The organism is Desulfobaccales bacterium, assembly GCA_041648175.1.
Taxonomy (GTDB): Bacteria; Desulfobacterota; Desulfobaccia; order Desulfobaccales; family 0-14-0-80-60-11; genus 0-14-0-80-60-11.
Genome location: JBAZPO010000001.1, coordinates 267,933 through 294,528 on the forward strand (window position 1 = coordinate 267,933; position 26,596 = coordinate 294,528).

A 26,596-nucleotide genomic window follows, 5' to 3' on the forward strand; every position below is an offset into this window, starting at 1 on the left:
TCAACTCCCTTCTTGGCTGATGATCTCGTCGGCCAGGGCCCGGTAATCCGCGGCGCCGGCGCTCTTGTCGTCATATTGGCCGATAGGCTGTCCGAAGGACGGGCACTCGGCCAGCCGGACGTTTTCCCGGATGACGGTGCGGTACACTAAAGGCCCGGAACGCTGACGCAACTGCTCCACCACCTCTCTCGCATGGCGGGTGCGGAAATCCACCCGGCAGGCCAGGATACCGGAAATTCTCAGGTCCGGATTAAGGCGCTCTCTCACCACCTCCACAGTCTGGAGCAGTTGGGCCAGGCCGCTTAAGGCCATGACGTGAGCTTCCACCGGCACCAAAAGTTCGGCCACCGCCACCAGGGCGTTGACGGTCAGGACCCCCAAGGTGGGCGGACAGTCTATAAGGATATAGTCCCAGCGGTCCGGCGGCAGGCGGCTCAAGTTGCGGCGCAAGATGGTTTCGGCCCCCACTTCCCCGGCCAGCATCTTCTCGGCCCCCACCAGCCAGGACGAAGACGGCACCAGATCCACCCCGGACACCCCCGCCTCCTGGACCAGTTCCAGCATGTCGCCATTGTCGGAAAAAATGCCCAAAACACCCTTGCCGGGATTCTTGACCCCGAACCACGCGGTGGTGGAGTGTTGCGGGTCCAGATCAATGACGAGCACCCGACGGCCTTTTTCCCCCAGGGCCGCGGCCAGGTTAACGCTGGTGGTGGTTTTGCCGCTCCCCCCCTTTTGGTTTGCAATGGCAAAGGTTCTCATGGCGCACTTTCTCCCTCAGGTCACGTGGTCTCAAAATACCACAGCCCGAGCGCATTCCAGACCCACTTGGGGTCCGGGACACTCGGGCTGTCAGTCTTCGCAGGGAACGGCCTCAAAGGGCGGCCTCCCGGTTATTTTTTTACTGTTTCCACCTTGCCACAAGCCGACGCGCCTGTCAACTTGAGGTCACCATTAATGATAAATCAGAGGGCGTAAAGCATCGGCAGCCAGGATTTGGGCATCAGAGAGATTTTTCTTGCGGGAAGAGCTGGTGCTGATTAATCTGAAGGTGCAAAATGCGGGGCAATCTGAGAAAATGCAAAAGGATCTCAGCCAATGCTTCGCCCTTTGGGGAGTTGGTTAAAGGACAAACCATGACCGTATGGCTCAAACTTCTGACGGTAGGCCTCCTCCTGGGCTTAAGCGCCTGCGTATCGACCGGCGCCAGGGCCATTAAAGACGAGTGGGTCGTCTCTAAAATCGAAGTGGGCAGATCCACCCGGTCCGACGTCATGGCTCTGCTGGGCTACCCCATTGCCGCTACCCATAGAGATCTGGGGCTTAAGGAAGTAACCTGGCATTACTATTATGCCACCGCCTACCCCAACGCCACCGCGTTTATCCCCGGGGTGAAGGCCTTCACGCGCAATTTGAACGAAACCACCAGAGTCCTGTCCGTGAGCTTTAACCGGGACGGCACCGTCAAGGGTCTGGAGCAAGAACAGCTTCCCATCCCGCCTCAGCAAATTAACCTCAGCGGTGAGAAAAGCTAGATAAACCGCTGCATCATCTCGTCGGTGACCAGGTCCACCGTGTCCGGGGTGATACGATACCTCCGGCAGATGGCCTCGATTTGCGACAATAAATCGACGTCTTCCAACCCTGCTAATTCCGACAACATCCCCGTCCGCCGGCCCACCCGATAGAGGACCTGGAGTTCCGGGTCCAGCGCCAAAAAGGCCCGCACGACCCCGATCAAGCGCTCCTGGTCCTGGGGCATCTGCCCGTCCACTTCGGGCAGGAGGTTGAGGATATGGTCGCTTTTGATGGCGCTGGTGACGCCTGAAAGCGACTCCAGAAACAGGAGCAGCTCCCGGGCCATCTCCATATCCGTGGCTTTATCAAAGCGCCCGGCGGCATAGTCCTCATAAAGCGGAATACCCGGCGGTATGGCCAGGGTGCGCAACCGGATGAAATCCGGGTTGATGGCGTTCATGGCCGCGGCCGTCTCCAAAGCGTTGACCTCGAGGCGCCGCCGGCCTCCCAGCCCCGGCATATAATATTCCGACAACTCGATGCCCGCGTCCTTGACCTTCCGCCCCGCCAGGATATGCATCCGTTGAGTGGTGCCCTTGCGCACCAGCTTCAGAACTTGGTCTGCGCCCGATTCCATGCCGATGTGAATCCGGCTGAGTCCCGCTTCCTTAAGGGAAGTCAGAGCCGCGGCCTTCAGGTTGGCGATGCTGTTGGACCGGGCATACGAGGTCACCCGGGTGACTTCCGGGAAGCGCGCCGTGATATGCTGAAGGATAGTGAGCAGGTCAGCAGGGGGCGCCACCAGGCTGTTGGCATCCTGGAGAAAGACCTGGCCCAGGCCGTAGCGCAGCCAGTTCCTGGCCGCCACCCAGGCCCCGCGGTCGCCTCCCGCCAGGCCCATATCGAGCGACCCCGGACCCTGCTGCCGGAACTCCTGCACCGCCTCGTAGACCGCGTCCAGGTCTCGTAGTACGTGAGCCACCGGCCGGATGGAAAACGGCGCGCCTTTATAGACAGGGCAGAAGGTGCAATGGTTCCAGGGACAGTTCCGGGTTACCCGGACCAGGAGGCTGCGGGCCTCGCTGGGGGGCCGGATGGGGCCTTGTTCGAAGCCCCGGTAGGCCGTATTTTGAGCATCGCTCCGGTTCAGCATCTATCAGTCCCGTCAGCCCTTCTCAAAGATTCTCGTAAAAGCCCAAGGGCGCCAGTTCCGCAAACTTTAGGATTTTCTGGACAAGAGAGAGAACGCTCGTCTATTATAACCCAAATCCTCTCTCCTTTAAGTTCCGCGTGGCATGAACCGATTATATTTAGGTGGATAAGCAGCGATGCTCAGAGAGCAGCTATCAACCCCAAAGGCTCATGTGAACCCTATAAAATGCATAACTAGAGAGCAAATTCATGATAGATAAGCCTGCGTTACCGAAGGGCCATAGTTTATATGTAAGGATACTGACAGCTTTTATCGCGCTAATATCTATTACGGTACTACCCATAATTGTATATGGCTATTATGTTGATTCCATCATCATGTTATCAATGGCTGATAATTTAATCATTCAGGTGACAAAGACTGCAATTGAAAAAACCACAGATTATTTAATGCCATTATCAAGAATTGTCGATTTAAGTTCAAAGATCGCCAAAGCTGGTGCTCTCTCCCTGAATAATGATAAGAAGTTGGAAGGGTACACCGTCGAGGTATTGAAATCTTACCCGCAAACCTCGATGTTTTACCTCGGAGATGAACACGGCAATTTTATGATGGCCAGGAGACAGGCAGACGGCAACATTGCCACGAATGTAGTCAGCCGAAAAACCTCCCCGCCAGCCGAAATATGGAAATATCGCAACGCTTCATTCAGCATCGTCAATACCGTTAAATCAACCGCAGTGAAGTATGACCCCCGCCTCCGCCCCTGGTATGAGGGGGCCAAGAAGTCCAAGTCCCTATACTGGACCGACGTGTACATTTTCTTTCATGACGGCAAGGCGGGGATTACCGCCGCCTACCCTGCTGTGGCCCCGAACGGGAAGTTTTTCGGCGTCTTCGGTCTGGATATTCATTTGGATGAAATTTCGCATTTCCTGAAAAACTTGAAGATCGGTAAAAATGGGGTGGCTTTTATCTTCAACGAAAAGAATGAATTGGTGGCTTACCCCGATGTGTCTCTTACCATCAAAGAAGAACATGGCAGATTACGCCCGGTTAATATCGAAGAGATGGGCATTGCCAGCATTACGGCATCTTTTCGAGAATGTCAACAACAAGGGAAAAACAAATGCGTCGTCGAAACCGGGGGTAAAAGGTACATTGCCTCTTATCAGGATTTTCCAGAATCATTTCGAGCCCGATGGAAAGTCGGCGTGGTGGTTCCGGAGGACGATTTTATTGGGGCGGCTAAAGATGAAATGCGGGTGTCATTGATAATCTGCGTGATAATATTAATAATTTCTATCAGCTTGGCCATGCTTATATCACGCGGTATTTCCAAGCCGATTAAACTTCTCACCAGAGAAGCAAATAGAATTAAAAACTTTCACCTCGACGACAAAATAACCATAAAATCTTATATCCGAGAAATCCAGGTTATGAGCAATGCCATCGCAGCCATGAAGTCAGGGCTGCAAGCCTTCAGGAGATATGTGCCTGCAGAACTGGTGCGCCAGCTCATATCCACCGGAGAAGAGGCTCACCTGGGTGGCCATAAACGAGAATTGACCGTATTTTTCTCTGATATCGCGGGGTTCACCACCATCGCCGAAGGCATGGCCCCGGAAGAGCTCATGCTCCATCTTTCCGAATACTTCGACGAACTCACCCAAATCTTAAGTGAACATAAAGGGACCGTGGATAAGTATATCGGTGATGGGATCTTGGCCTTTTGGGGCGCTCCGGTCCCTGATGATAATCATGCTTTGCATGCCTGTGATGCCGCCCTGTTCTGCCAGGCAAAGCTCAAAGAACTCAACCGGAAATGGGCCAGCGCCGGTAAAAGTCCGCTTGCCACCCGGATCGGTATCAGCTCCGGTGAAACCGTAGTTGGCAATGTAGGCTCCAGTGAACGGATCAACTATACCGTGATGGGCGATAATGTTAACCTGGCCAGCCGCTTGGAAGGGGTAAATAAACTATATGGGACCAAAATAATCGTGAGCCGGGCAACCTATGAGGCCATGGCGGGTGAATTTTGGTTCAGACCCCTGGATATTGTCGCCGTCAAAGGCAGGAGCGGGGGAACGACAATCTACGAACTGATCATGAAAAAGGGAGAGGGGGATACGGACCAGGTTGCAGAATTGTGCGTTGAGTTCGCCAAAGGATTTGAAACTTACCTGGCCCGGGACTGGGAGGCAGGCATCAAGATTTTTCAAAACCTGACAAGCAAATTTCCCAACGATATCCCCGCGGACCTTTACCTTACCCGGTGCCGGCATTACCTCTTAAACCCCCCTGAAGCTGACTGGCAGGGCATAGCCTACCTGGAATCGAAATAGCCAGGTCACATCTTTTAGATTTTTTCCCGTTGATCATAATCGCCTTCGTTACCAGGCAGCGTCTGATGGATTATGAGATACTACATTTTCTGCGCCTGACATTTTCGAGCCATGTATCTCAACTGCTTTCGGCGCAGTTTGGCCTGCTGATCCGGAAATTCCTTGTTGAGCCAGGAGAACTTCTTACAGTCCGTTAAGTCCGGGCATTCAGAGCAATCGTCCTGATTCCGTCTCAACGCGCAGAGACGGATGGGACAGCGGTCCAGCCCTTTTCCGCCATTACAACCCGAACATTCGGTGTGGTTGAGAAACCAGTCCAAGCCGCGGCCGAATTCAGGCAGAGAAAAACCTTCATCTCCGGGAAAGCAATGAGCCCACCAATCTACCCGGAAGGTTTCCAGATACCCCTTCACCGCGGCCAAAGCCGCCAGAAAATCTCGGGACCCCAATTGACATTCATCACATAGACCGCAATAACTCTCTTTCATCAGAAGCCTCCCAAGGCAATAATTTTCCTATCCGGAAAATAAAATCTTGCAACACACATGCCAGAGTGGGAGACTGCCGCGGCGCGATTAACTACCAACAACCTTTAGTAATTTTCGATCTGGCAAAATATCCGCCAGGAATCCGCGAGGCAAGAGTGTAAAAACATTTTGCAGATTGTAAAGACACAATTACACAAGCTCACCCTGGGCAAGGCGGAGGGAGTTTCCGGGAAATGCCTTGACGTGTTCTGGAGTTATGACATAAATAAAGTAACGCTCTCAAGTTTCTTCCACTGACAATGCCCATGGGTGCCCCAGCCGCAAGGTTTTTGATGAGCCTGATCCCACTGCTGCCTTTTCTTTTGGCGGGCTGTCTGCCCCTGTGGGTAGGGGCGCTGTTGGCCGGAGTGTCGGGATTGCCGGTGCGTCCCTGGGTCTTAGGGGCCAGCACCCTGGCGGTGGCGGCCCTGATATTGGCGGCTTTTGGCGCCCGGGAAACCTTTTACCCGGGAGTGGGGCGCTGCCCGGCCTTGAAGCCGACCCTGACTCAGCCGCTGGGGGCCACGGTTTACGAGGCCCTGGGGGTGGCGGCGCTTATGGGGTTGGCCCTGCAGTTCGGCTGGCGCACCGGCGCGTTCACCATCCCCCTGGGGGCCTTGGGGCTCCTGGGCGGGTACTTCTCCTTTGCCCCTCCCCTGGCCTGGCACCGGCGGGGTCTGGGAGAGGTGGCGGGCGCGCTCTGCTTCGGCCTGCTGCCGGTGGCGACGGGACTCTATCTGCAGTGCAGCCAACTCTTGACCGAACTCTTGTTTTACGGCCTGCCCCTGACCTTCACCGGCTTCAATGTGTTCCTGGTGTACGGTTTCCCAAGCCCGGGGGATGCAGCAAAACTTCGCACTCTTGCGGCCCGGGTGCAGCCGCTGACCGCGACTTTGCTCTATACAATCTTCAATATTCTCACCATCCTCATGCTGATGGTGATCCTGATTTTTCCGGCGTCGGCCCTGCCCTGGCGGTTCGGGTTGGTGCCGTTGGCGATATTGGCGGTAGTCAACCAGGAGCTCATTAAACGCAAGGCCTACCAAAAGGAGCGCCGGTTGCAACTGGTGGCCCGGCTCACCTTGACGCTCCACGTGGGGATGGGCCTGGTCTTCGCGATGATGCTGTGGCAGCGCCTTTAATACAGGTTTTGGTTTTAGTGGCACAGGCTTTCCAGCCGGTGCCAAGCAGTCCTTCACGGGCCTTTTGCCCACCAGTAAGTTATGAATAATTTCTAGTGCGCATATTCCTGACTTTGAACTTTGAACCTTGAACTTTTCGAAAGGGCAGGTGAGCCAGGATCAACGGTCATGTTTGGAGGCAAAGGCTTGAGGGGTAGAAGGCAGCTAATGATGGTGGTGGCCGTATGTCTCATCCTGGCGCTGGCGCCGGGCTGCCGGATCAGCGCGGCCCAGATTTACATCCCCTTGGGCTATGGATTGACCGGCCTGTGTGTCGCTCTTCTCATGTCGCCGACACCCGCGGCAGCCGTGGTGGGGTTCATCGCCGGGGGTCTGCTGGGGGCCGCAGTCTATAATAATTCCCTCAAACACCAGATTGAGGGGCCCTCGGGAACTGGACCAGCCGATGTCAATGAGTAAAGGTCCAGACCAGGGCTTGGGCGCGGTGTTGAAGGTCTTGCGCGGCGCGACAGACCCCATCTCCGGAGAGCGGCTGGCGGGGCAGTTGGGTCTGAGCCGGGCTGCGGTCTGGAAGCGGGTCCACCGGCTCAAGGCCATGGGGTATATCATCGAAGGCTCACCCCGGCGAGGTTATCGTCTCCTGGGCCTCCCCGACAAGCTCCTTGCGGATGAGGTCCTCCAGGGGCTCAAAACTAGCGTTCTGACGGGGCCGGTGCATCACTTCGAAACCCTGGACTCCACCAATAATTACGCCAAGGAACTGGCCGCACGGGAAGCCCCGGAAGGCACTGTGGTGATTGCCGAGACCCAGACCCTCGGCCGGGGCCGGCTGGGCCGGGAGTGGGATTCCCCCCCGGGGGTGGGACTCTACGTTTCCGTGGTGTTGCGCCCGCAGTTGCCGCCCATGGAACTGCCCCAGATCACCCTGACCGCAGCGGTGGCGGTGGTCCGGGCGACCCATAGGGTGACGCACGTGACGCCGGGGATCAAATGGCCCAACGACCTCATCGTCCACGGCAAAAAGTTGGGGGGCATCCTCACCGAGATGGAAACGGAGAGCGACCGCATCCGCCATGTAGTGATCGGCTTGGGATTGAATGTCAACAACGCGGTTTTCCCCCCGGAGTTGGCAAAGACGGCCACTTCTTTAGCCCAGGTGGTGGGAGGCACACTCTCCCGGGTGGAACTCTTGAAGGCCTGGCTGGAGGAATTCGAGGACTTGTATAAGCGGTTCTTAAATCAAGGGTTTCCGGAAATTCTGGAAGAATGGAAGCGCTATGCCGTAACCTTGGGGCGGGCGGTGACGGTGCGGCAGGGACCCCGGGAAATCTCCGGGCAGGCCGTGGACGTGGCTTCCGACGGGGCTCTGCTCCTGCTTACCCCGGCCGGGGAGATAGTGCGGGTGACTTCCGGCGAAATCACCCCCGAACCCGAAGGGGGCTCGGGGGTTTAAACCAGCGCCAAAATCAGGATTATTTTTTCAGTTCGTCGATTTCGGATTTCAGGCGATCAACTTCAGCCTTATATTTTTCCACTTCGGCTTCGGACGCCTTGGGAGGCTCATAAGCCGGGGTCTCGGGTTTCTTAAAGAACTTATCTTTCGTTTCTTCGAAGCCTAAATATACGGCCAGAGCGCCGCCCAGAAGAAGAATTAAGGGAAGGCCCCCAGCCAGCAGGCCCAGGAACTGCTTCCACCATAAACCAAGGCCAATCAATCCCAGCGCCACTGCGACCAGTCCGCCAACCAAAGCCGTCATGCCCAAACCTCCTTACCCAAAATAAGATTTCCAGCTCATGGCTGGGATGAAACTGCCGATACACTTACATAGACCTTGATTGTTACCAGAAAGAAAAAAATTAATCAAGGAAGAATTCTGAAAAATGGGGTGGTTCAAAAGAATTATCTAATAAATTAGAAAGGTTATATATCATAGCGCCTTGACAAAAATCGGTCTGGACTTATAATGTAAAACAAATTACCCCCACGGGATGGTGAGCACTATCATGGCTGATATTGATTATTACCAAATATTGGGAGTGAGCCGGGATGCCACTGCCGACGAGATCAAGAAGGCTTACCGCAAGCTGGCCATGAAGTATCATCCCGACAAAGCCAAAGGGGACAAAAAACAGGCCGAAGAAAAGTTCAAGCAGATCAGCGAAGCTTACGCGGTCCTGAGTAACCCCGAGAAGAAGAAAGAATACGATGAGTTCGGCTCCCAGGCCTTTAGGAGTAAGTTTTCCCAGGAAGACATCTTTAAGGGCTTCGATTTCAGCGAGGTCTTCGATTTCGGCATCTCGGACAATATCTTCAGCCGCATCTTTGGCGGGCTGGGGGGCGGCGGCCAGCCCCGGGGCCGTTCCCGCATCTACCGGTATGGCGGCCCCGAAGGCTATCAAGGGCAGGTTCAGGCGCCCCAGGGCCAGGACCTCCAGGTGGAAATGCCCATCACCCTCCATGAGATGGCCTTCGGCACGGAAAAGCTGGTGAGCTTCAGCCACAACGGCCAGGTCGAAAAAATCTCGGTAAAAATTCCTCCGGGCTCGCTGCCGGGTAAGAAACTGCGCCTCACCGGCAAGGGCAGTCCCAGTCCCATGGGAGGGCAACCCGGCGATCTCTACGTTAAGCTCAAAGAAGTGGAACACCCGGTCTTCAAACGGGAGGGCAACGATCTCTTTGTGGACCGCCGGATCAAATTCACCGAAGCCATTTTGGGCACCAAGGTAACGGTCCCCACCCTGGACGGCAAGACCATGAGTCTCAAGGTGCCGCCGGGCACCCAAAGCCATACCAAGATGCGCCTCAAGAATTACGGCATCCCCACGGCCAATGGCAAGAGCCGGGGAGACCAGTTCGTCCGGGTCATTGTAGAAACTCCTACCACTCTTACCAAGAAGCAGAAAGCCCTCATGGAAGAGTTGGCCAAAGAGGGATTGTAGTCATCGAAAGGCAATTTTCTTCTGGTCCCATCTCCCGGACATGATAAAGAAAAAGCCCGCTTGACGGGCTTTTGGTTTGATAGCTGCCGGTTAGACCCCTTGATGGCACCGGTTAAGCCACCGCAAAAGATTCTTCCTTATTATTCCCCTCTCCCCTTGTGGGTCAGGGTGAGGGGTTCACCTTTTTTCCAAACTTAACGGTAAGGTCAGGTCCTTGACGTCGAAGCGGTCCATGGCCAGGTAATTCTCGAAAGCAATGAGCCGCACATCGGCAGTCTTGGCCGGCTCGTTGGTCTTCAGCAAGATCAGCGACACCCGCAGAGCGCCGACCTTCGTATTGTCCACCAGGGGCACGTCGAAATAGGTTACTTGAAACGGTCCCACCATCCTCTCTCCGAAGTCAAACTGGACCTCGATGTAATCGGGGGTAATTTTATCGATTGATAACTTTAATTGCAGGCTCGGAATCTCGATGGGTTCCCCCGCTTTCAGCGGCATGATCCCCAAATCCTGCCCATTGGCGGCGGTCAGGCGATAGGCCTGCCGCCGGGCTACCTCGCGGCCGACGTCCCTGAGATCTTCTTTATCTTTATTATCAGTAAGTTGTCCATCCAACTGTTGATAGAGCGGCTTCAGATTGATGGGGAGATCCTGGAAATTCAAAGCGATCAGCCTCAATAACACCAGTTTGTCCTTGAGACTTTGTGGACCGGATTGAGCAGCATCCTTCTGGAAGTAATGGCCCATCAGGGTTTCGAACATCCGCATACCCTGGGTGATGTCTAACTCTTTCTGTTTCGTGATGAATTCCACCAAAACGTTCAGTTTGTTGCTCTGGCGCGCCGATTCTTGCCGGTTGTTCTCCGATCTGATAGAAAAAAACGCGATGGCCGCAGTGATTACCACCCCCAGCACACCCTTGATCAGGAGGTCGCAAATCTTGACTTTTTTGTCATCCCATTCCATGGCCCTGTAACCTTTTGTTTACCAATTGACACTCAGACCCAGAGTGCCGCCTTGAATATTCCTGGTAAAATCTTGATAATTATTGCCCTGCAAAACTGTCACCTTGTAGGTGCCGGGAGTGACTTTGCCGATGAAAAATTCGCCCCGGGCATTGGTGAGGGCGATATAATTTCCCGGCCCAGTCAGTTTGACGCTGGCTGAAATCTTCGGATTCCCATCCGCCCCTTTCACATACCCCTGCACGTCCTTTCCTTGGGCATTGAGCCGGGTGGCTACACCGGTAAGCAGGAGGGCCACAGCCAGGATTAAAGTAACCAGCGGTTTTCTCATCATATGATTCTCCCAAATCCTTTGAGGGACCTTCTCTTAACCACTCTATTCTCCACCTTAAGGCCGTCAGAGCGATTGTCAAGCCTACAAATCATTAACTATTTCTTTAATATCCGGCAACGTCAAATTTCTTCTGATGGCTCGGCAGGTTTGACAATCACCGGTCATCTTGTTAAAAAGGCGAAGGAAAGACACGCACCCTCTTGAGAAAACCGGCCCCCAAGATGCGTGCTGCTCATTTCGAAACACCAGGGAGGTTGACATGCCTATTGAACTGGCCCCCAACATTTATTGGGTGGGCGTCAATGATTGGACTATCCGGGATTTCCACGGCTACCTCACCGAAGATGGTTCCACCTACAACGCTTTTCTGATTGTCGACGAGCACATCACTCTCATCGATACGGTGAAAAAGGAATTCGTGCCCGAAATGCTGGCCCGGGTGGCCGAGATCATCGACCCCGCCAAGATCGAATACATCATCTCCAACCACGTAGAGATGGACCATTCCGGGGGCTTGCCCGAAGTCATCAATCGGGTGCAACCTGAAAAGCTATTCTGTTCGCCCATGGGCAAAATGGGGCTGAGCCGCCATTATAAAACGGAGTGGCCCTGGGTCGAAGTCAAGACCGGGAGTGAGCTGAGCACGGGGAGATATAACCTGACCTTCCTGGAAACCCCCATGCTCCACTGGCCGGATTCCATGATGACCTTCCTCAAAGAGGAGCAGATTTTGTTCTCCAGCGACGGCTTCGGGGCCCACCACGCCTCCAGCGAGCGCTTCGATGACCACCTGCCCGAACTGCCCCTGTCCTATATCCGGCAATTGAAAAAGTACTATGCCAACATCCTCATGCCCTTCGGCGCCCTGGTTACCCAACTCTTTGCCAAGATCGCCCAGTTAGGCCTCACCTTCAAGATTATCGCCCCGGACCACGGCCTGATCTACCGCAGGCACCCCGACCGGGTCCTGGAAGCTTATCAGCGCTGGGGCGCGGGCACCGTGGAACGCAAAGGTCTGGTCATTTACGACACCATGTGGCACTCAACCGAACTGCTGGCCCACGCCTTCACCCAGGGCCTGATGGATGCAGGGGTGGAGGCGCAGATGCACCACCTGCGGCGCACTCATCCCAGCGACATCATCACCGAGGTCCTGGACGCGGGCCTCCTTCTGTTCGGCTCCCCCACCCTCAACAACCAGATGTTCCCCACCATGGCCTTGTTTTTGAATTACCTGAAGGGCTTGGCCCCCAAAAACAAGGCGGCCGCGGCCTTCGGCTCCTTCGGCTGGAGTGGCCAGGCCGTAGCCCTCATCACGCAAGAACTCCAGGCCATGAAACTCAACGTAGTCCATGAGGGCTTCAAGGTCAAATACATCCCCGACCCCGAAGAACTAACCGCGGCCCGCACCCTGGGCGAAAAACTGGCCAGGGAGAATTTGGCCGGATAATCTTGAGAGGAGGACCGGGGGACGTTTTCTGTAAGGGTCCCCCGCCCTCTTCTCAAGCTCCCTCCCAACCCCCCATAAGAGAACATTTGGTGGCACAGGCGTCTCGCCTGTACGGGTCCTTGCTTTATATATGGACTTTAACGAACCTAACAACGTCTTGACGTCTTAGCGTTATGATTGATATAATGTCACTATGAGAACCTTACAGAAAAGAGCCACTATCTACTTCGACCCGGACCTGCACCGGGCTTTGCGGCTCAAGGCCGCAGAGACGGACCAGTCGGTTTCCGATCTGGTCAACCGGGCGGTAAAGCTTAGTTTGGCTGAAGATATGGAAGACCTGGCCGCCTTCGAGGCGCGAGCACACGAGCCCAACCTGCCTTTTGAGGAAGTCCTGAAAGATTTGAGTCAGCGTGGCAAGATATAGGCTCATGCTCAAGCCTTCGGCGGTCAAAGACATCGAAGCCATTCCGTTGAAAAGGGATCGCCAGCGGGTGATCGAGCGCCTCAGCAAGCTGGCCGATAACCCTCGTCCATTCGAAGGCGAGAAAATATCCGGGCAGAATAAATACCGGGTGAGACAAGGACGTTACCGCATCCTATATTCCATCGAAGATCAAGGTTTGCTCGTGCAGGTAGTCAAGGTTGCCCATCGGAAAGACGTTTACCGATAAGCATTTTTCCACTCGTTCCCAGGCTGAACTTGGAACGAGTGGAACAAAACGGCGGTGATTATCATGGAACTGGCCCAAGTAAGTCTCATACTGGCGGATATCAGCGGCTACACCAATTTCGTCACGATGCACCGCGTCAGCCTCCTGCACGCCGAGCAGATTGTCACCGAACTACTGGAAGCCATTATCAGCCAGATCGAGGAGCCGCTCATCCTTAACAAGCTGGAAGGGGATGCCGCCTTTCTCTATGCCCGCGCCGGGGATGAAGCCGGCCTGGCCAAGCTGGTCCTGGATAAGGTGTTGGTCTTTTTTACCGCATTCCAGGCCAGGCAACAGGAACTGATCAAGGCCGGCGAAGGGGGGTGCTTCTGCGAAGCGTGCTGTAATATCAGCCAGTTAAAACTCAAGATCATTGCTCATTATGGGCAGGCGGTGATTAAGCAGGTTCGTCATCTGGAGGAACTGGCAGGCTCGGATGTTATCCTGGCCCACCGCCTTTTGAAGAATAAAGTGCCCTCGCATGAATACCTCCTCTTGACGGAGAATTTTTATCAATGGAGCGGTGGTCTGCCGGGGCCGGAACCTCAGGTCTATAACGACACCTATGAGGATATCGGGGCCGTCCGAGGCCGGGTGTATTATCCGGCCAGGCCTCCCCTGGAAATCCCGGAGACCCCCCGTTTCACCAAGTTAACCGGCATCCTGGAGGGCCTCAAGCTCTTTCCCAAGACCATCCGGCAACGCTTGTTCCACCCCAGGACTTTCCACAACCTGTCGCAATGAACGTGGTCAGATGAAGAGGGAGTAGGCGTGGTCCTATCAGGCAATGCCACGAATGACTAAATCCTGGCCTGAGCTTCGGGAGGCCGCCCAAGACTTCCGCTATCTCCTTTCCCGCGGCTACCCCCGCTCTGCGGCCCTGACCCTGGTGGGGAACCGTTACAGCCTCGAGCACACCGCCCGCCAACTCCTGCATCGGGGGGTCTTTGCCCCTAATCTCGCCGCGGCCCGTCGAGCCAAATTGCGCTTACTCAAAGATTTACCAAACCTGCCCCTGGCCCTGGACGGCCACAACGTCCTTATCACCCTGGAATGTGCGATGCGCAATCTCCCTCTGGTGGCCGCGGACGACGGCTTCATCCGGGACGTGGGCCAGGTTTCCCGGGCCTTTAAAACCTCCCCGGAGACCGACCGGGTGCTGGCGCTTTTGGGCGATTATCTGGCCCAGCACCAGGCCGGGCCGCTTCGGGTTTTCTACGATGCCCCTTTAAGCCTGAGTGGCGAGTTGGCCCGGCGCACCGAAGCAGTCTGGGCCGCCCTGGGCCTGACAGTCCAGGCCCAGGCCGTGCCGGTGCCGGAGCGGGAACTGGCTGAATTTCCCGGGGCCATCGCCACCAGCGACACCGCCTTGATTGACGCCCACGACCCGGTGATAGACCTGGCCGGCGAGGTTATCCGGCAATATCCCGAATGGACGCCCCTTGATCTCAATAGCCGGGAGCCCAGGACAGTAGGGTGAGACGGGACCACTTTCAGCTTAACAAGGCCCGGCCGATAAAAAGTTCCGCAAAGTAAGCCTTCAGGGGCTTGTCAAAAAAACGAATATGGATTATTTTATCTCCATCACGGGCGGTTAACTCAGCGGAAGAGTGCCATCCTCACACGGTGGAAGTCACTGGTTCAAATCCAGTACCGCCTACCAGCCAATTCAAGGGGTTACGGACTCTGACCGTGGCCCCTTTTCAGTTTTGCGACCGTTTTGTGATATATATATAGGTCATGAGTGGAGCTGCTATCGCAAAGACGATGGTTGCCTGGTTCAATAATAGTTCAGATCCACTAGTTAAGGCAGCCGTCGCCTGGGTGTCGCCGACTATCGGTTCATGAGGAGTTTTACAGCTATGCGCGCTTTGTTGGTCTGTCCCCAATTTCCCCTTTCTTTTTGGAGTTTTAAAAAATCTTCCCAACTCCGGGGTAGTAAAACGGTCAATCCGCCGTTGGGTTTGATTACGGTGGCAGCCTTGCTGCCCTCGGAATGGGAAATGCGTCTTGCCGATCTTAACGTCAGAAGCCTGTCCGAGGAAGATTGGCAGTGGGCCGATCTGATCTTGATCACGGCCATGTATATTCAGCGGGAGGGCTTGTTGGCCCTGGTGCGGGAAGCCAAGCGCCGCGGCAAAACCGTCGTCGCCGGGGGACCCCATCCCACTTCGCTCCCTGAGGCAGTCCTTGCGGCCGGTTGTGATTTTGTGGTCCGGGGCGAGGGCGAGAATACAATTCCTTTGCTCCTGGAGGCCATGAGACTCGGGAAGACCGGGATAATCGAAAATAACGCCAAGAAACCGGACCTGTCGACCTCGCCGACCCCGCGGTTTGATCTGTTGAATCTGGACGATTATGCCACCATGACGATTCAGACGTCCCGGGGCTGCCCGTTTGACTGCGAATTTTGCGATGTGGTGAATCTTTTCGGACGCATACCCCGTTACAAGACCCCGAAGCAAGTCATCGCCGAACTGGAGGCCCTCCACCGGCTCTGGGCCAGGGGTTCCGTGTTCATCTGCGATGACAACTTCATTGGCAGTAAGAAGCACGCCAAGGCCTTCCTGCAAGAACTCACCCCCTGGTTGCGGAGCCGGGGTGAACCCTTCAACTTCTTGACCCAGGCATCGGTGAATCTGGGGCAGGATCCCGAGATGATCGACCTCATGACCGCGGCCAACCTGAGAGAAGTTTTTATCGGCATCGAGTCTCCGGACGAGAATGTGCTCCACACCAGCCACAAATATCACAACATCAAGAACCCGCTCATAGAATCGCTGCACACCCTCAAGAAGAAAGGCATGGAGGTTATTGGCAGTTTCATCATCGGTCTGGACGGGGAAACGAAAGGGGCTGGCGAGCGCATCTGCGCCTTTGTAGAACAGACTGAAATACCCGTAACCATGCTTGGGGTCCTGCAGGCCGCGCCTCATACCAACCTGTGGCATCGATTGGAGCGAGAAGGGCGGCTGCGCGGGGATGTGGGAGATGACCTGGGGACCTTCTCAGCCTTGAACTATGAGCCGGACCGGCCGGAAATCGACATCATGCAGGAATACGTCGAAGCCTGGGACTACCTGTACGAACCATCCCGTTATCTGGCAAGGACCTACCGCTATTATTTGGCTATGCGCCCGGCTCGCCGCGCCCAGGCGGTCGCCACCGGGGCCGGCCTGCCAAAAGACCGCGTCCCCGAGCCGGGCCTGACGTGGCGCCGGATATTTAACGACATCAAGGCGGTCTTCAAAATCCTCTGGTGGCAAGGGTTGCGGCCGTCGTACCGGCGTCAGGTCTGGACTCAGTTACTTGGGATGCTGAGACAAAACCCGACACGGTTCACGCAATATTTCGTGACCTGCGTCGAGGGAGAGGACCTGTTCGACATGAGAAAGATAGTGCGGGAAAAGGCCACGGCCATCATCAAGGATCTGAAGCTAAAGCTTCCCGTGACCCCGTTCCAGCGAAGCGCTGCGCTCCAGGGCAAGCTATCGGAAACCACCCCGGAACCCTCTGCCACCAGCGTTAGCCAGGATTAAGGCTCGCGCCTGCCTGGCTTAGGATCAGGCGGCAGTAGGATAATTACGCCACACGCAGTTGCGCCAGCGAGGCCCGGGCACTGCCGCCGCTGATGTCCGGCACAATCCTCAATTCCAGAGCGGTTACCCCGTCGAGATCGATTGCATAGTCTTCGACCTCACATGCCGACGCCGGTGGGCTGAAGTTATACTGCTGGCGCACAATCTCCCGGTACGACTGGCCGCCGTCCGGCGACCACAGTAAAACGAACTCTTGGGTGCGCCCCTGTTCTTCTTCAAGGAACGCGAGGTGGATCCGCCTGAGGCTCTGCGGCCCATCAAACCGGAGGCGAATCGTCTGCTCCCCGGGCACTCCGGCCCGCCAGCCCGAGCCCGTCCCTGGAATCAGTGCCGATTCAATCGGGTAGTCGACCGCTTCGGACGTGATTTCGACCTGTGCCAGGCGTTCAAGGTCTAACCAGTCGGCCTCGTCGGCTTTAACCTCCCGAGGGCCGTGACCGATAATCCGCTTGCGCATAGAGCACCTCCGCATTTTTGCTCAACTCTAACCTATATAAGTATGAACTCTGCTTTTTTCAACTCAACCTGGATGAGCCGCATGGTCAAATGGGGGCTCAAGGGGAAGGGCAAGCGCCTCACGCCGCTTATTTCAATTAACTTGACATGGAGTAATTTTCCTGTAAAATACAGCAAGTTTAGCATGTCAGAATGAAATCAGGGCCACAAGTCCTGGTAATAATCGGACGGGGTGCTAATTCCCGGGCCGATTTTTTTTTACCTGACTGCTGTGCGCCCTGCTTTTTTGGCGGGATATAATTGCAGTATTTTTGCAGGAGGTTTCACCATGAAGGAAACTGGTACAGTAAAATGGTTTAACGATTCCAAGGGCTTTGGCTTTATCACTCGGGAAAGCGGTCCGGATGTATTCGTGCACCACAGCGCCATCCAGGGCGACGGCTTTCGCTCCCTGGCAGAAGAACAAGCCGTGGAATTTGAAGTGACTCAAGGTCCCAAGGGGCCCCAAGCTCAAAACGTCACAAAACTTTAGGCAGAAACGCCTGATGATCGGGACTCCGGCAGACTTGTGAATCCCGGGGTTCCGGCGCCTTGAGCTTATTGAGGTAGATTTGGCGGCAAGGTAAAGACTGACAAGGAGAATCTATGAGTATGAAATTATATGTGGGCAACCTGCCCCACCAGATGACTGAAGCAGAACTGAACACGCTCTTTTCTGAAGCCGGCTATGTGGCTTCAGCCAAGATTATTACCGATCGGCAAACGGGACAACCCCGGGGCTTCGGTTTTGTTGAGATGGAAACCAAATTGGAAGGGAATAAGGCCATTTCCATGCTCAACGGCCGCAGCGTAGAAGGACGTCCTCTGGCGGTCAACGAAGCCAAGCCGCAGGCAAGAGGCGGATCATCTGGCGGCGGTGGTCGCGGCGGTTACCGTTAGAACCGGTTTTTAACCGACCGGGTTCGGGGACCAGGCACTTCAGGCTCCCGGACTTCAGGACACTCAGCAGGCGGCTTCAGGGCCGCCTTTTTGCAATGCAACCTTAATCCCGCCATTCCGCACCGATCGGTGCGAAGGATTTTTTCATGCATGTCTTCATGGCGTACGTCAGGGACAATAATTTTTGTCAGGTTCTTCCTCAAAAACCGCCTGGATCACCATCCGACGATAAACGCCTCCAAGTGATGGCCTTCCCTCCTTTAGGGATTCAGACGCTTGCTCCGGTCCTGCGCCAACATGGACACCAGGTCACGCTCTTTGACACGTGTCACCCGCAGATGCAGGCGGAGCACATCGCTCAGGCTGCAGATGCAGAGCGCCCCGACGTCATTGCCCTCTCTTGCCTTTCGACGACCACCTACCCGGCGCTAAAAAATCTGGCCAGGCATCTAAAGTTGCACGCGCCCAATATTCCGATCATCGTGGGCGGCGCCTTTGCCACCATGAATTCGGACCGCATCCTCAAGGACTGCCCTGACCTGGACTGCGTGGGGGTCGGGGAGGGCGAAGAGCTTCTCGTTGACTACGTGAATAACCTTGATGATCCAGGCTCAGTGCTTGGCCTGGTCTGGCGTAACGCCGCTGAGATCGTGCGGAACAGCCCTCGTCCACTCATTCGGGATCTGAATCAGTTTCCTTACCCAGACCGGACCAGCCTACCCATCGACTATATCGAGTCATTGCCCCTGGATGTCCCTGCGGTGCTCTCCATGGACAAATTTTGCACCATGCAGACTTCGCGAGGCTGCCCTTATTCGTGTATCTACTGCGATATCCCCTCTCTTTCACAGGGCAAATGGCGCTACCGCTCTTCGGAGCATGTCTTGGGAGAAATGCAGCAATTGAACGATCTGGGCTTTCGCTCCATTTACCTCACCGATGATCACTTTCTGCTTAACCGCAAGCGCATCGGCGAAATTTGCCGCGGGATCATTGATCGACGCCTCAAGTTCCACTGGGGCTGCGAAGGGCGGGTTGATGCGGTGGCGGTTGATCAACTGCCGATCATGAAGCAAGCCAACTGCAATTTTCTGGCCTTTGGGGTGGAGGCGGGCACGCAAAAGGTCCTGGATCGGCTTCACAAAAAGCAGACCCTGAAACAGGTGGAGCACGCGGTCAGCGAAGCGAAGCGCCAAGGCATCGAACGGGTCCACGGCTTTTTTGTCATCAGCTCCCCCGGCGAGACCGAGAAGGATGTCATGGCCAGTTTCCGCTTTGCCGCCCGGCTGAAGCTGGACACCTTTGGGTTCAATCGCTTATGCGCCTACCGGGGCACCCCCTTATGGCAAGAGTACGTCAACCGCGGCATCATTGACGACGAGCGCGATTGGGACAAATGGTTCAAGTGCTCGGACATCGACCCCACCGCCCTGTCCGGTGCAATGGTAAACCGGGTGCGCATGAAAGGCTATGCCTTACTCTTTGCCCGCCGTATTTTCGGGCGTCCCTTCCGCACCTATAAACTTCTGCGAATTTTCGGCCGGCATATGAAGAAATTCGATCTCGTTAAATTGCTCTGGAGCCCTTTCCGGCGCCGGACTTTGAGCCGGAAGCCCGAGCTCCCGGCCTTGATGATCGACTTGGGACTGCAAGAACCTATCAGGGACATCGCCGTCATTTCGTGAAGCGCCCGTAATGGCATTGGTGAAAACTTGCTTGGTCAAAAAGCCCTTCAGCTCCCACCCGCGCCTATTCTGGGGGCTCAATGGGAGACCTGTATGAGGGGACTATCGGTTATAATGAGCTTGACATTGAGGCATTTTCCTGTAAAATATAAACAAGTTTAGCATGTCAGAATGAAATCAGGGCCACAAGTCCTGGATAAGAATCGGACGGGGGTGCTAATTCCCGATCCGATTTTTTTTACCTGACTGCTGTGCGCCCTGCTTTTTTGGCGGGATATCATTACAGTATCTGCAGGAGGTTTCACCATGAAGGAAACTGGAACAGTAAAATGGTTTAATGATGCTAAGGGCTTTGGCTTTATCTCACGGGAAAGTGGTCCGGATGTGTTCGTGCATCACAGCGCCATCCAGGGCGACGGCTTTCGCTCCCTGGCAGAAGAACAAGCCGTGGAATTTGAGGTGACTCAAGGTCCCAAGGGACCCCAAGCCCAAAACGTCGTAAAACTGTAGACAAAAAACCCTGATGATCGGAACTCCGGCGGTCTCGTGATCCTGGAGTTCCGGTGCCTGGTAAGTGCATTTCGATGGGACCGGCGAGGAGAACATCATGAGTAAAAGATTATCCGTATGCAACCTGCCCCACCAAATGACCGGAGAACAGTTACAGACCCTTTTTTCCGAGGCCGGCTTGGTGGCCTCAGCCAAGATCATCACCTATCTGCATAACGGGGAGACTTGTGGTTTCGGCTTTGTGTCTATGAAAACCCAAGAGGAAGGCCAAAAAGCCATTTCCATGTTCAACGGCCGGCTGGTAGATGGACAACTCTTGGCAGTCAAGGAAGACTTCCCCCAGTCAAAATGCTCCTTTGGCCGCCGCAGCCGCACCTGCCGGTGACCGATTGTATCGCAGGGTCACAGAGGAAGCCCCAAATGATCCCCAAAGACGTTAAAGCGTTGTTTTCCGAATTTGACGCTTATTGTGAGACGCTCAATAGAAACGGCTGCATCAGCTATCCGGTCACCATCACCTGGACCGAGACCGGGGAACATTACGGGCAGCCTGTTGTAGTGATTCTGGGGGAGACCCGCGAGGCCGGCAACCTGCCTCCCGGCGAATTGCAGGTGCCCGCGGAAATTCTGCACGAACTGAGACAAGTTGGGTATGGGGCTGAGCCTCTCAGCGTAGGGGAAATCAAGGAGTATTGGCGAGAAGCCAGGCTGTTGAGCGTCAAAAACCATTGGCACCCCGAGGCCCGGCTGGTCCAATATTGAGTTGATCCCCCTCCCAACTTATCTGACTTAATAAGACTCTTCCTCAAAACCGCCCTCCTCATTCCAGGGACCCCTCAACGTAAATTATTCTCAAAATCGCGATATGGTGTATCCGCTAACCATTAACGTCTTAAGATCTGAACTTTACTGACAACTGCTTCCGGCTTTACTTCTCGCCCAACCCGGTTTATGCTGCACTTCAAGTCTATGGTTATCTCCCGGCTGGTGCTGAAATTGGGGATGGTGCGCTTTGCCACTTCGCTGTTGGTGGTATTGCTTGCCAACGTCTTAAATCGGGTGTTGATTGTAGACTTGGTGGTGCCCGCGGCGCTGGTTACCTTCAGCTTTGCCTTTCAACATGTGATGACGCCGGTGGGACTGGTTACCGGGTACTTTTCCGACAACTATCTCCTGGGGGGCCGCCACCGCGCTCCCTACATCTGGGGGGGCATGCTTCTCAGCGTGGCCATCATGCCTTTTTTCCCCAGCTGGGCACTTGACCTGGGAGCCCAGCCCCATAGCCGGGCCCTCTTGTACCAGGGTGTGCTCTTGTTTTCCATCTTCGGCATCGGCACCACCGTGTCCGCCACCGCCATCAACGCCCTTCTGGTGGACCAGGTCCCGGAGCCGGACCGGGGCGGCGCCCTGACCATGGTGTGGATTCTGACTCTTGTAGGGTTCATCGTGGGCTCCGCTTTGACCGGGGTGCTGTTCCCTTATTTTGATTCCCATTCCATCCAAAAGCTGTTTGGCGTGGTCACCTTGGTAGTGGTGGCGATTACCCTCTGGGGTGCTTGGGGCATCGAACCGCGGTGCGAGAACAAGCTCTCCCATGCCCATGGTCAGATGCACCTGTGGCCCACCTTGAAATTTCTGGCTAAAAACCGCCAGGCTTTGGCCTTTTTTGTCTTTCTGGGCACCACCATCTTTTTTCTGGCCATTCAAACCTTCATTCTGACGCCATATGGCGGGGAAGTGTTGGCGCTGCCGGTGGCCGAAACCAACCGTTTCGGGATTTACACCTCCTATGGCATCCTGGCCGGCATGGTGGGGGTGCATTTTTTGGTCAGCCTCCGGCACTGGGGCAACAGGATCGTCCTGGTGATCAGCCTGGTGTTAGGCGCCGCGGCCTTCGGGTTGCTGAGTTTTACGTCTTTTCGACCCGATGCGACCTGGGGTATTTATGCCCTCTGTTTCCTGGGACTGGCCCGGGGGTTTTACAATGTGGGGCTGTCCCACCTGACCATGCATATGGTGCATCCTTCTTTCAGCGGAATCTTCATGGGGCTGTGGAATCTGGCCAGCGGTCTGGCTCTGGCCGCGGGGGAAATGACGGGGGGATTTCTCAAGGACCGGCTGTTTTATCTCACGGCCAGTAATGCCAATGCCTATGGTTGGGTGTTTCTGGTGGAAGGCGTGGGCCTGCTGGCCTGTCTCCTCTTCCTGGTGCCCCTGAGTTTGAAGAAATACCGGCCCCAACTGGCGCTCATGGTGGCCGAGGACCAGGCGAAACGGAAATAGGGTGGGTAAAAATGGTCGCGTTGCGCCACCATTTTTATTCCCCCCTATTTAAAGGAGTCAGGGGGGATTTTATAATCCCTTATAAATCCCTCTAAATTCCTTTTTTCAAAGAGGGGAAACATCGGTCATTCAAGTTGGGCTCGGTTTATAGCAGATAACTTATGGATCGTGGCACAAGGATAAAAAGGCTGGTCTGGGCCGTATTGTTCCTCCAACTCCTGGGGTGCGGCCCGGCTCCGGAACTCCCGCCACCCCGGACCATCACCTACACCTTCGATGCCCCCACCCGGGATTTGATCAGTCTTTTGGCCCAAAAATCCAAAAGTTCCCTCTATAAAAATTTCGACCGCAACTTTAAAGGGCTGCTGGTGCCGGAAAGCCTCCTGCCTTATGAGCCCTTTGTCCTGGGGCTCTCCACGGAGAGCAAAATCCCTACCGTCCTACTCCTGGATGCCCCCTGGGTGCAGCGCTACGGGGTGGCGGGCTGGCTTTATGAGCTGGAACGCACTCATATTTTTGATAGGTCGGAACTGGTGCCTGCGGTGGCCGAGGCCTTTTCCGTATCCTTAACCAAGGTTACCGGGGAAAAAGGCAAAGAACTGGTGGCCGTGCCCACCTATATCAAGGGCAATATCCTTTTTTATCGGGGGGATATCCTGAAGCGGTATAACCTGAAGTCCCCCCGCACCTGGGCCGAACTCCAGGCCATTTGCCGCAAGATCTTGCCCCAGGAAAAGTCTTTGAAATATGGCCTGCTCATTCACTCCACCAATGCTCTCAATGATTTTTACCCGATTCTCTGGGGCTTTGGCGGCCGGGTCAACAACGATGCCGGCCAGTTTGTCCTGCACCAGAGGGCCAATGCGGATGCCTTCGTTGTAGCCCTCAAAGAGCTCATTAGTATGCAGAAAGGTATCATCCCGGGTCCCGTGGAGTTAAAAAAATTTGAGCCCACCGGCAGCCTGCGGCAAGCTTTCTACCGGGGCCAGGCCTTGTTCATGATCAACTGGAACACCCGCATGAAAGACTTAACCGACTTGATTGCCCAGGGCAAAGGCCAGGTGCCGGGCAGCCTCACGGACATCAACCAGGTGTGGATATCCCCCATCCCGGCGCACACAGACCATCCCAACCGCTATACCAACATCGGCTCGTTCGGCTGGGCCGTCAACCGCTTTTCCGTGACTGATCCCACGGTCATCGCCAATGCCCGGAGTTTTATCGAGCTGGTATCCGACGAGCAGTTCCAGATCCTGGCGGCGGAGAACTTTGGACAGGTGCCGTCCCTGAACCGCGCCCTGGAGAAGGTGACCAACCGCGATGTGGGACGGGTCTACAAGTGGACCTTTGGGCAGAAGGACATGGTGATCCGCGCCCGGCCCCACAACCGCCGGATCAATAACGTTTTGGAAAAATATCTCCAGGAGGCCCTGTACGGCTTGCGGACGCCGGAGTCGGCCCTGGACGGCGCGCTGGCCGACTTGAAAGATCTGACGAGACCGGAATAGATGACGACCCCGACGACCTTCATCCGCTATTCCCTCCGGAACCGGCTCTTTGTCCTGGCCGGAGCCACCTTCCTGCTCTGCGTCGTAGTCATCCTGCTGTTCTTCCCCTTGCTCAATCTCACCTTAACCGGCCTCCAGGACCGCACCCTCAAATCCATGCAAGAGGGCGCCGAGGTGGAAGCCACCACCATTGCCCGGCTTCTGGTCTTGGAATTCGCTTCCTATAAGGGGTTGATGCAGATGACCCCTAGCTCGGATACACCCACGGATCAATCGATCAAGGATCTGCTCTGGGAGAAAGTTACTTTCAATGAAATCATCGAAGGCATCGAGCTGATTCAGGGCCCAGCAGACGCCCTGGGCCAACATTTGACCTATATGTTTTATCGCCGGGAGGCCCCGGAATTGAAGCCCATGGCCGGCCCCCAGAAGCTCATGAAATCGTTTCAGGGCCTGGAACAAGACCTCATCAACAGCATCACCACGCAGCAGCGCGTGGACAACCGCCTCCAGGAATCCGTCAACCGGGGCCCCAAACAAGAAGGTGAGATGCTGCTGCGCTATATGCCGGTGCACGTGCTACTGGCGGATGAGGGGGCGGTCTATTGGGGCGTGGCCAAAATCGGCATCGATACCAGCCGCATGCGCCAACTGCTCCTCCTTCAAAGCGAAGAACAGAACCTTCTCCGTAAGGATATTTGGCTAGAGATCATCTTGAGCCTGACCATCTCCGGGGTTCTGGCCATGAGCCTCATCTATTTCTGGGTGCGCTACATCACGGAGCCCTTGAAAAGCCTGAGCTTCGTAGCGGGGGACTTGCAAACCGCCCGGCCCGAAGATTTCGATCTCTGGCTGGAAAACCTGAAACGGGTGGACCCCCAGGGGCAGGCTGAAGTGGCGGTAATCCAGCAGGTCCTTAGACGGTTGGGGACTGCTGTGCCCAAACTGGGGCAGCGATTGATTGAGAACGAGGCCCGGGCCTGCCTGGGCCGGGTCATGGCCCGGGGGCTTCCGACCCTGCAGGCCTGGCAGGCCGACCTGCAGGATCTGGAGCGCAAGCTGGCCACAGGGGGGGCTGACTCGCTTCTGCCGGCCGATCAGACGCTGGCGCTGCTTCGGGCCAGGCTGGAGACGGTGTTCGAAGACTTTTCCCTCTTCTGGTCGAAGGAGCAATGGGAAGCGCTCGACCTCACCCTGGGTCTGGAACGAGCCTGGCGTCTGGCGACCTTGGGACTGCCGCCGGAAGTCCAGCTCCACCATGATCCCAGCCCGCTGCCGCCGGTCTGGGGAGCGGCGTCTGAACTGAGCCTGGCCGCGCTCTACCTCCTGGATTTTGCCGTGGAATTGCTGCCCCCGGACGGAGACCTGGGGCTTGCGGCCACACCAACCCCGGCGAAAGGAGTGCTCCTGACCGTATGGTCCTCCGGGGAGATGCGCACACCGGCGGAGTGCCAGAGATGGTTGAATCCTTTCGGCGATCCGGCTAGCATTTCAGGAAGTCTGGGGCCGGCCCTGGCCGCAGCCATTGCCGCCCAGCACGGCGGCCAACTCACGCTTAAGCCCCGGGAGGCGGGAGGAGTGGAATTTTCCCTGGCATTACCTCCCCCAGAGGCCTCCCAAGACCCTCATGAGCTTCCTCATTAAGGTGTTACGGGCCCTGGACTGGGGCTGCGGGCAGGTCTGGCAGGGGTTCAACTCCGTAACCTCCCGGTTGTTGAGCATCTGCGCTTTATTTTATCGTCTCCTCCTGGGGGCCTTCACCGGTCCCGCCTGTCTGGGGCTATTCGTCCGGGAGTTGTCCCGGCAGATATATTTCACCGCCATCCAGCGCGCCTATATCCTGATCTTCACCGCTCTCATGCTGGGTATGTTGGTGATTGTCCATGCCACCCAACAGTTGGTCAAGGTCCAGGGGGAGGAGTTCGTGGGCTGGCTGCTGGTTACCATCGTGGTGCGGGAGGTGGGGCCGGTGTGGGCCGCCTTTTTCGTGTTGCTCAATTCCGGCAGCGCCATCACGGTGGAAATCGGCACCATGTCGGTGAACGGTGAGATTCGGGCTTTGCAGATGATGGGTATCGACCCTTATCGCTATCTGGGAGTGCCGCGCTTCTGGGGGGTCACCATCAGCCTGATGTCTCTTTATATCCTGTGTGTGTTCGCGGCCATCATCGGCGGGTATCTCTTTGCCCAGGCCTTTGCGGAAATCTTTTGGGCCAAATTCTGGTTATCATTCATCAACGCCTTGGAATGGATTGATGTGAGCGTGGGCTTTGCCAAAACCGCCATATTTGCCATGCTCATTGCAACTGTGTCCATTTATTTCGGGTTCAGCGCCACCGAAGACATGGGCGAGGTGGCCCAGAATACTTCCCATGCCGCGATCTGGAGTCTAGTGCTGATAGGGATCATGGATATCTGCCTGACTGCGGCTTATTACCTATGAAGGCCGGGTTTCAGGTGACAGCATTTGAAAAGGAAACCTGCACTAATTCCCACTATTTTCCAAGGGGAGAAAATGGATGATAATAC

Annotated in this window: 29 protein-coding genes and 1 tRNA gene; 23 read left to right on the forward strand and 7 right to left on the reverse strand. The window is 55.7% G+C overall.

Translation table 11 applies throughout. The annotated features are described in order from the left end of the window. Positions 1–762: a ParA family protein gene (locus WC600_01220; GenBank protein MFA4901342.1), complete on the reverse strand. Its 762-nt coding sequence runs from the start codon at positions 760–762 to the stop codon at positions 1–3. Between the two features lie 374 nt (positions 763–1,136). On the opposite strand from WC600_01220, the gene bamE reads away from it, so the two are divergent. Continuing rightward, positions 1,137–1,535, forward strand: a complete 399-nt coding sequence (gene bamE, locus WC600_01225) for an outer membrane protein assembly factor BamE (GenBank protein ID MFA4901343.1) — start codon at positions 1,137–1,139, stop codon at positions 1,533–1,535. On the opposite strand, the gene WC600_01230 is transcribed toward bamE, so the two are convergent. Further along, complete coding sequence (locus tag WC600_01230) at positions 1,532–2,671, reverse strand: radical SAM protein (GenBank protein ID MFA4901344.1); 1,140 nt, start codon at positions 2,669–2,671, stop codon at positions 1,532–1,534. The genes bamE and WC600_01230 overlap by 4 nt on opposite strands. A 449-nt stretch (positions 2,672–3,120) precedes the next feature. On the opposite strand from WC600_01230, the gene WC600_01235 reads away from it, so the two are divergent. Continuing rightward, positions 3,121–5,016, forward strand: a complete 1,896-nt coding sequence (locus WC600_01235; protein MFA4901345.1) for an adenylate/guanylate cyclase domain-containing protein — start codon at positions 3,121–3,123, stop codon at positions 5,014–5,016. Between the two features lie 80 nt (positions 5,017–5,096). Here WC600_01235 and WC600_01240 read toward each other — a convergent pair whose 3' ends face one another. Further along, positions 5,097–5,504, reverse strand: coding sequence for a DUF3795 domain-containing protein (locus tag WC600_01240; protein ID MFA4901346.1), 408 nt, complete (start codon positions 5,502–5,504; stop codon positions 5,097–5,099). A gap of 332 nt (positions 5,505–5,836) precedes the next feature. On the opposite strand from WC600_01240, the gene WC600_01245 reads away from it, so the two are divergent. From WC600_01245 to WC600_01255, 3 genes are all read left to right on the forward strand, one after another. Then, on the forward strand, positions 5,837–6,685 hold the full coding sequence (locus WC600_01245) for a hypothetical protein (GenBank protein MFA4901347.1): 849 nt from the start codon (positions 5,837–5,839) through the stop codon (positions 6,683–6,685). Positions 6,686–6,892: 207 nt separating this feature from the next. Further along, entirely contained in the window at positions 6,893–7,144 is a 252-nt protein-coding gene (locus tag WC600_01250) for a hypothetical protein (GenBank protein ID MFA4901348.1), read from the forward strand. Next, positions 7,137–8,138 (forward strand): biotin--[acetyl-CoA-carboxylase] ligase, encoded by a 1,002-nt coding sequence (locus WC600_01255; protein ID MFA4901349.1) that lies wholly within the window; start codon positions 7,137–7,139, stop codon positions 8,136–8,138. Before WC600_01250 ends, WC600_01255 begins: the two co-directional genes overlap by 8 nt. Before the next feature lie 19 nt (positions 8,139–8,157). Here WC600_01255 and WC600_01260 read toward each other — a convergent pair whose 3' ends face one another. Further along, positions 8,158–8,442, reverse strand: coding sequence for a hypothetical protein (locus WC600_01260; protein ID MFA4901350.1), 285 nt, complete (start codon positions 8,440–8,442; stop codon positions 8,158–8,160). Between the two features lie 247 nt (positions 8,443–8,689). Here WC600_01260 and WC600_01265 point away from each other — a divergent pair, with 247 nt between their 5' ends. Then, entirely contained in the window at positions 8,690–9,625 is a 936-nt protein-coding gene (locus tag WC600_01265; protein MFA4901351.1) for a DnaJ C-terminal domain-containing protein, read from the forward strand. 177 nt (positions 9,626–9,802) lie between these two features. Here the strand turns inward: WC600_01265 and WC600_01270 are convergent, their stop codons facing one another. Both WC600_01270 and WC600_01275 read right to left on the reverse strand, forming a co-directional pair. Continuing rightward, positions 9,803–10,591 (reverse strand): hypothetical protein, encoded by a 789-nt coding sequence (locus tag WC600_01270; protein MFA4901352.1) that lies wholly within the window; start codon positions 10,589–10,591, stop codon positions 9,803–9,805. 18 nt (positions 10,592–10,609) lie between these two features. Then, a complete protein-coding gene (locus WC600_01275) occupies positions 10,610–10,924 on the reverse strand; it encodes a carboxypeptidase-like regulatory domain-containing protein (protein MFA4901353.1) in 315 nt (104 codons plus the stop codon). Between the two features lie 259 nt (positions 10,925–11,183). On the opposite strand from WC600_01275, the gene WC600_01280 reads away from it, so the two are divergent. The 7 genes from WC600_01280 (at position 11,184) to WC600_01310 (ending at position 16,626) form a co-directional block, all read left to right on the forward strand. Further along, positions 11,184–12,374, forward strand: coding sequence for an FprA family A-type flavoprotein (locus WC600_01280; protein ID MFA4901354.1), 1,191 nt, complete (start codon positions 11,184–11,186; stop codon positions 12,372–12,374). Between the two features lie 193 nt (positions 12,375–12,567). Continuing rightward, positions 12,568–12,801 carry a hypothetical protein gene (locus tag WC600_01285; GenBank protein MFA4901355.1) on the forward strand — a complete coding sequence of 78 codons (234 nt, stop codon included), beginning with the start codon at positions 12,568–12,570 and terminating at the stop codon, positions 12,799–12,801. Further along, positions 12,788–13,048 carry a type II toxin-antitoxin system RelE/ParE family toxin gene (locus WC600_01290; GenBank protein MFA4901356.1) on the forward strand — a complete coding sequence of 87 codons (261 nt, stop codon included), beginning with the start codon at positions 12,788–12,790 and terminating at the stop codon, positions 13,046–13,048. The genes WC600_01285 and WC600_01290 overlap by 14 nt, the downstream gene beginning before the upstream one ends. A gap of 63 nt (positions 13,049–13,111) precedes the next feature. Beyond that, on the forward strand, positions 13,112–13,831 hold the full coding sequence (locus WC600_01295; GenBank protein ID MFA4901357.1) for a DUF2652 domain-containing protein: 720 nt from the start codon (positions 13,112–13,114) through the stop codon (positions 13,829–13,831). A gap of 52 nt (positions 13,832–13,883) precedes the next feature. Then, positions 13,884–14,567, forward strand: coding sequence for a DUF434 domain-containing protein (locus WC600_01300; GenBank protein MFA4901358.1), 684 nt, complete (start codon positions 13,884–13,886; stop codon positions 14,565–14,567). 108 nt (positions 14,568–14,675) lie between these two features. Then, positions 14,676–14,750: transfer RNA gene (locus WC600_01305), tRNA-Val, on the forward strand. Between the two features lie 199 nt (positions 14,751–14,949). Next, positions 14,950–16,626 (forward strand): B12-binding domain-containing radical SAM protein, encoded by a 1,677-nt coding sequence (locus WC600_01310; GenBank protein MFA4901359.1) that lies wholly within the window; start codon positions 14,950–14,952, stop codon positions 16,624–16,626. Between the two features lie 43 nt (positions 16,627–16,669). Here the strand turns inward: WC600_01310 and WC600_01315 are convergent, their stop codons facing one another. Then, a complete protein-coding gene (locus WC600_01315) occupies positions 16,670–17,143 on the reverse strand; it encodes a hypothetical protein (protein MFA4901360.1) in 474 nt (157 codons plus the stop codon). Positions 17,144–17,470: 327 nt separating this feature from the next. Between WC600_01315 and WC600_01320 the strand changes: the two genes are divergently transcribed. The 10 genes from WC600_01320 (at position 17,471) to WC600_01365 (ending at position 26,510) form a co-directional block, all read left to right on the forward strand. Continuing rightward, on the forward strand, positions 17,471–17,674 hold the full coding sequence (locus tag WC600_01320; GenBank protein MFA4901361.1) for a cold shock domain-containing protein: 204 nt from the start codon (positions 17,471–17,473) through the stop codon (positions 17,672–17,674). A gap of 113 nt (positions 17,675–17,787) precedes the next feature. Next, positions 17,788–18,081, forward strand: a complete 294-nt coding sequence (locus WC600_01325; protein ID MFA4901362.1) for an RNA-binding protein — start codon at positions 17,788–17,790, stop codon at positions 18,079–18,081. A gap of 146 nt (positions 18,082–18,227) precedes the next feature. Further along, positions 18,228–19,766: a radical SAM protein gene (locus tag WC600_01330; GenBank protein MFA4901363.1), complete on the forward strand. Its 1,539-nt coding sequence runs from the start codon at positions 18,228–18,230 to the stop codon at positions 19,764–19,766. Between the two features lie 306 nt (positions 19,767–20,072). Next, the gene (locus tag WC600_01335; protein ID MFA4901364.1) at positions 20,073–20,276 is read left to right on the forward strand and encodes a cold shock domain-containing protein; all 204 of its coding nucleotides are present in this window, start codon (positions 20,073–20,075) and stop codon (positions 20,274–20,276) included. 97 nt (positions 20,277–20,373) lie between these two features. Continuing rightward, positions 20,374–20,661, forward strand: a complete 288-nt coding sequence (locus tag WC600_01340; GenBank protein ID MFA4901365.1) for an RNA-binding protein — start codon at positions 20,374–20,376, stop codon at positions 20,659–20,661. Positions 20,662–20,696: 35 nt separating this feature from the next. Beyond that, a complete protein-coding gene (locus WC600_01345; protein ID MFA4901366.1) occupies positions 20,697–21,038 on the forward strand; it encodes a hypothetical protein in 342 nt (113 codons plus the stop codon). A gap of 189 nt (positions 21,039–21,227) precedes the next feature. Beyond that, complete coding sequence (locus WC600_01350; GenBank protein ID MFA4901367.1) at positions 21,228–22,559, forward strand: BCD family MFS transporter; 1,332 nt, start codon at positions 21,228–21,230, stop codon at positions 22,557–22,559. Between the two features lie 161 nt (positions 22,560–22,720). After that, entirely contained in the window at positions 22,721–24,067 is a 1,347-nt protein-coding gene (locus WC600_01355) for an extracellular solute-binding protein (GenBank protein ID MFA4901368.1), read from the forward strand. Further along, positions 24,068–25,711, forward strand: coding sequence for a hypothetical protein (locus WC600_01360; GenBank protein ID MFA4901369.1), 1,644 nt, complete (start codon positions 24,068–24,070; stop codon positions 25,709–25,711). Next, positions 25,695–26,510 carry an ABC transporter permease gene (locus WC600_01365; GenBank protein ID MFA4901370.1) on the forward strand — a complete coding sequence of 272 codons (816 nt, stop codon included), beginning with the start codon at positions 25,695–25,697 and terminating at the stop codon, positions 26,508–26,510. Before WC600_01360 ends, WC600_01365 begins: the two co-directional genes overlap by 17 nt. Positions 26,511–26,596 lie beyond the last annotated feature (86 nt).

Bases quoted from the DNA above. Each gene is read 5' to 3' on its own strand.
- WC600_01220 (MFA4901342.1), bottom strand. From the start codon at position 762: ATGAGAACCTTTGCCATTGCAAACCAAAAGGGGGGGAGCGGCAAAACC.
- bamE (MFA4901343.1), top strand. From the start codon at position 1,137: ATGACCGTATGGCTCAAACTTCTGACGGTAGGCCTCCTCCTGGGCTTA.
- WC600_01230 (MFA4901344.1), bottom strand. From the start codon at position 2,671: ATGCTGAACCGGAGCGATGCTCAAAATACGGCCTACCGGGGCTTCGAA.
- WC600_01235 (MFA4901345.1), top strand. From the start codon at position 3,121: ATGCCATTATCAAGAATTGTCGATTTAAGTTCAAAGATCGCCAAAGCT.
- WC600_01240 (MFA4901346.1), bottom strand. From the start codon at position 5,504: ATGAAAGAGAGTTATTGCGGTCTATGTGATGAATGTCAATTGGGGTCC.
- WC600_01245 (MFA4901347.1), top strand. From the start codon at position 5,837: ATGAGCCTGATCCCACTGCTGCCTTTTCTTTTGGCGGGCTGTCTGCCC.
- WC600_01250 (MFA4901348.1), top strand. From the start codon at position 6,893: ATGATGGTGGTGGCCGTATGTCTCATCCTGGCGCTGGCGCCGGGCTGC.
- WC600_01255 (MFA4901349.1), top strand. From the start codon at position 7,137: ATGAGTAAAGGTCCAGACCAGGGCTTGGGCGCGGTGTTGAAGGTCTTG.
- WC600_01260 (MFA4901350.1), bottom strand. From the start codon at position 8,442: ATGACGGCTTTGGTTGGCGGACTGGTCGCAGTGGCGCTGGGATTGATT.
- WC600_01265 (MFA4901351.1), top strand. From the start codon at position 8,690: ATGGCTGATATTGATTATTACCAAATATTGGGAGTGAGCCGGGATGCC.
- WC600_01270 (MFA4901352.1), bottom strand. From the start codon at position 10,591: ATGGAATGGGATGACAAAAAAGTCAAGATTTGCGACCTCCTGATCAAG.
- WC600_01275 (MFA4901353.1), bottom strand. From the start codon at position 10,924: ATGATGAGAAAACCGCTGGTTACTTTAATCCTGGCTGTGGCCCTCCTG.
- WC600_01280 (MFA4901354.1), top strand. From the start codon at position 11,184: ATGCCTATTGAACTGGCCCCCAACATTTATTGGGTGGGCGTCAATGAT.
- WC600_01285 (MFA4901355.1), top strand. From the start codon at position 12,568: ATGAGAACCTTACAGAAAAGAGCCACTATCTACTTCGACCCGGACCTG.
- WC600_01295 (MFA4901357.1), top strand. From the start codon at position 13,112: ATGGAACTGGCCCAAGTAAGTCTCATACTGGCGGATATCAGCGGCTAC.
- WC600_01300 (MFA4901358.1), top strand. From the start codon at position 13,884: ATGACTAAATCCTGGCCTGAGCTTCGGGAGGCCGCCCAAGACTTCCGC.
- WC600_01310 (MFA4901359.1), top strand. From the start codon at position 14,950: ATGCGCGCTTTGTTGGTCTGTCCCCAATTTCCCCTTTCTTTTTGGAGT.
- WC600_01315 (MFA4901360.1), bottom strand. From the start codon at position 17,143: ATGCGCAAGCGGATTATCGGTCACGGCCCTCGGGAGGTTAAAGCCGAC.
- WC600_01320 (MFA4901361.1), top strand. From the start codon at position 17,471: ATGAAGGAAACTGGTACAGTAAAATGGTTTAACGATTCCAAGGGCTTT.
- WC600_01325 (MFA4901362.1), top strand. From the start codon at position 17,788: ATGAGTATGAAATTATATGTGGGCAACCTGCCCCACCAGATGACTGAA.
- WC600_01330 (MFA4901363.1), top strand. From the start codon at position 18,228: ATGCATGTCTTCATGGCGTACGTCAGGGACAATAATTTTTGTCAGGTT.
- WC600_01335 (MFA4901364.1), top strand. From the start codon at position 20,073: ATGAAGGAAACTGGAACAGTAAAATGGTTTAATGATGCTAAGGGCTTT.
- WC600_01340 (MFA4901365.1), top strand. From the start codon at position 20,374: ATGAGTAAAAGATTATCCGTATGCAACCTGCCCCACCAAATGACCGGA.
- WC600_01345 (MFA4901366.1), top strand. From the start codon at position 20,697: ATGATCCCCAAAGACGTTAAAGCGTTGTTTTCCGAATTTGACGCTTAT.
- WC600_01350 (MFA4901367.1), top strand. From the start codon at position 21,228: ATGCTGCACTTCAAGTCTATGGTTATCTCCCGGCTGGTGCTGAAATTG.
- WC600_01355 (MFA4901368.1), top strand. From the start codon at position 22,721: ATGGATCGTGGCACAAGGATAAAAAGGCTGGTCTGGGCCGTATTGTTC.
- WC600_01360 (MFA4901369.1), top strand. From the start codon at position 24,068: ATGACGACCCCGACGACCTTCATCCGCTATTCCCTCCGGAACCGGCTC.
- WC600_01365 (MFA4901370.1), top strand. From the start codon at position 25,695: ATGAGCTTCCTCATTAAGGTGTTACGGGCCCTGGACTGGGGCTGCGGG.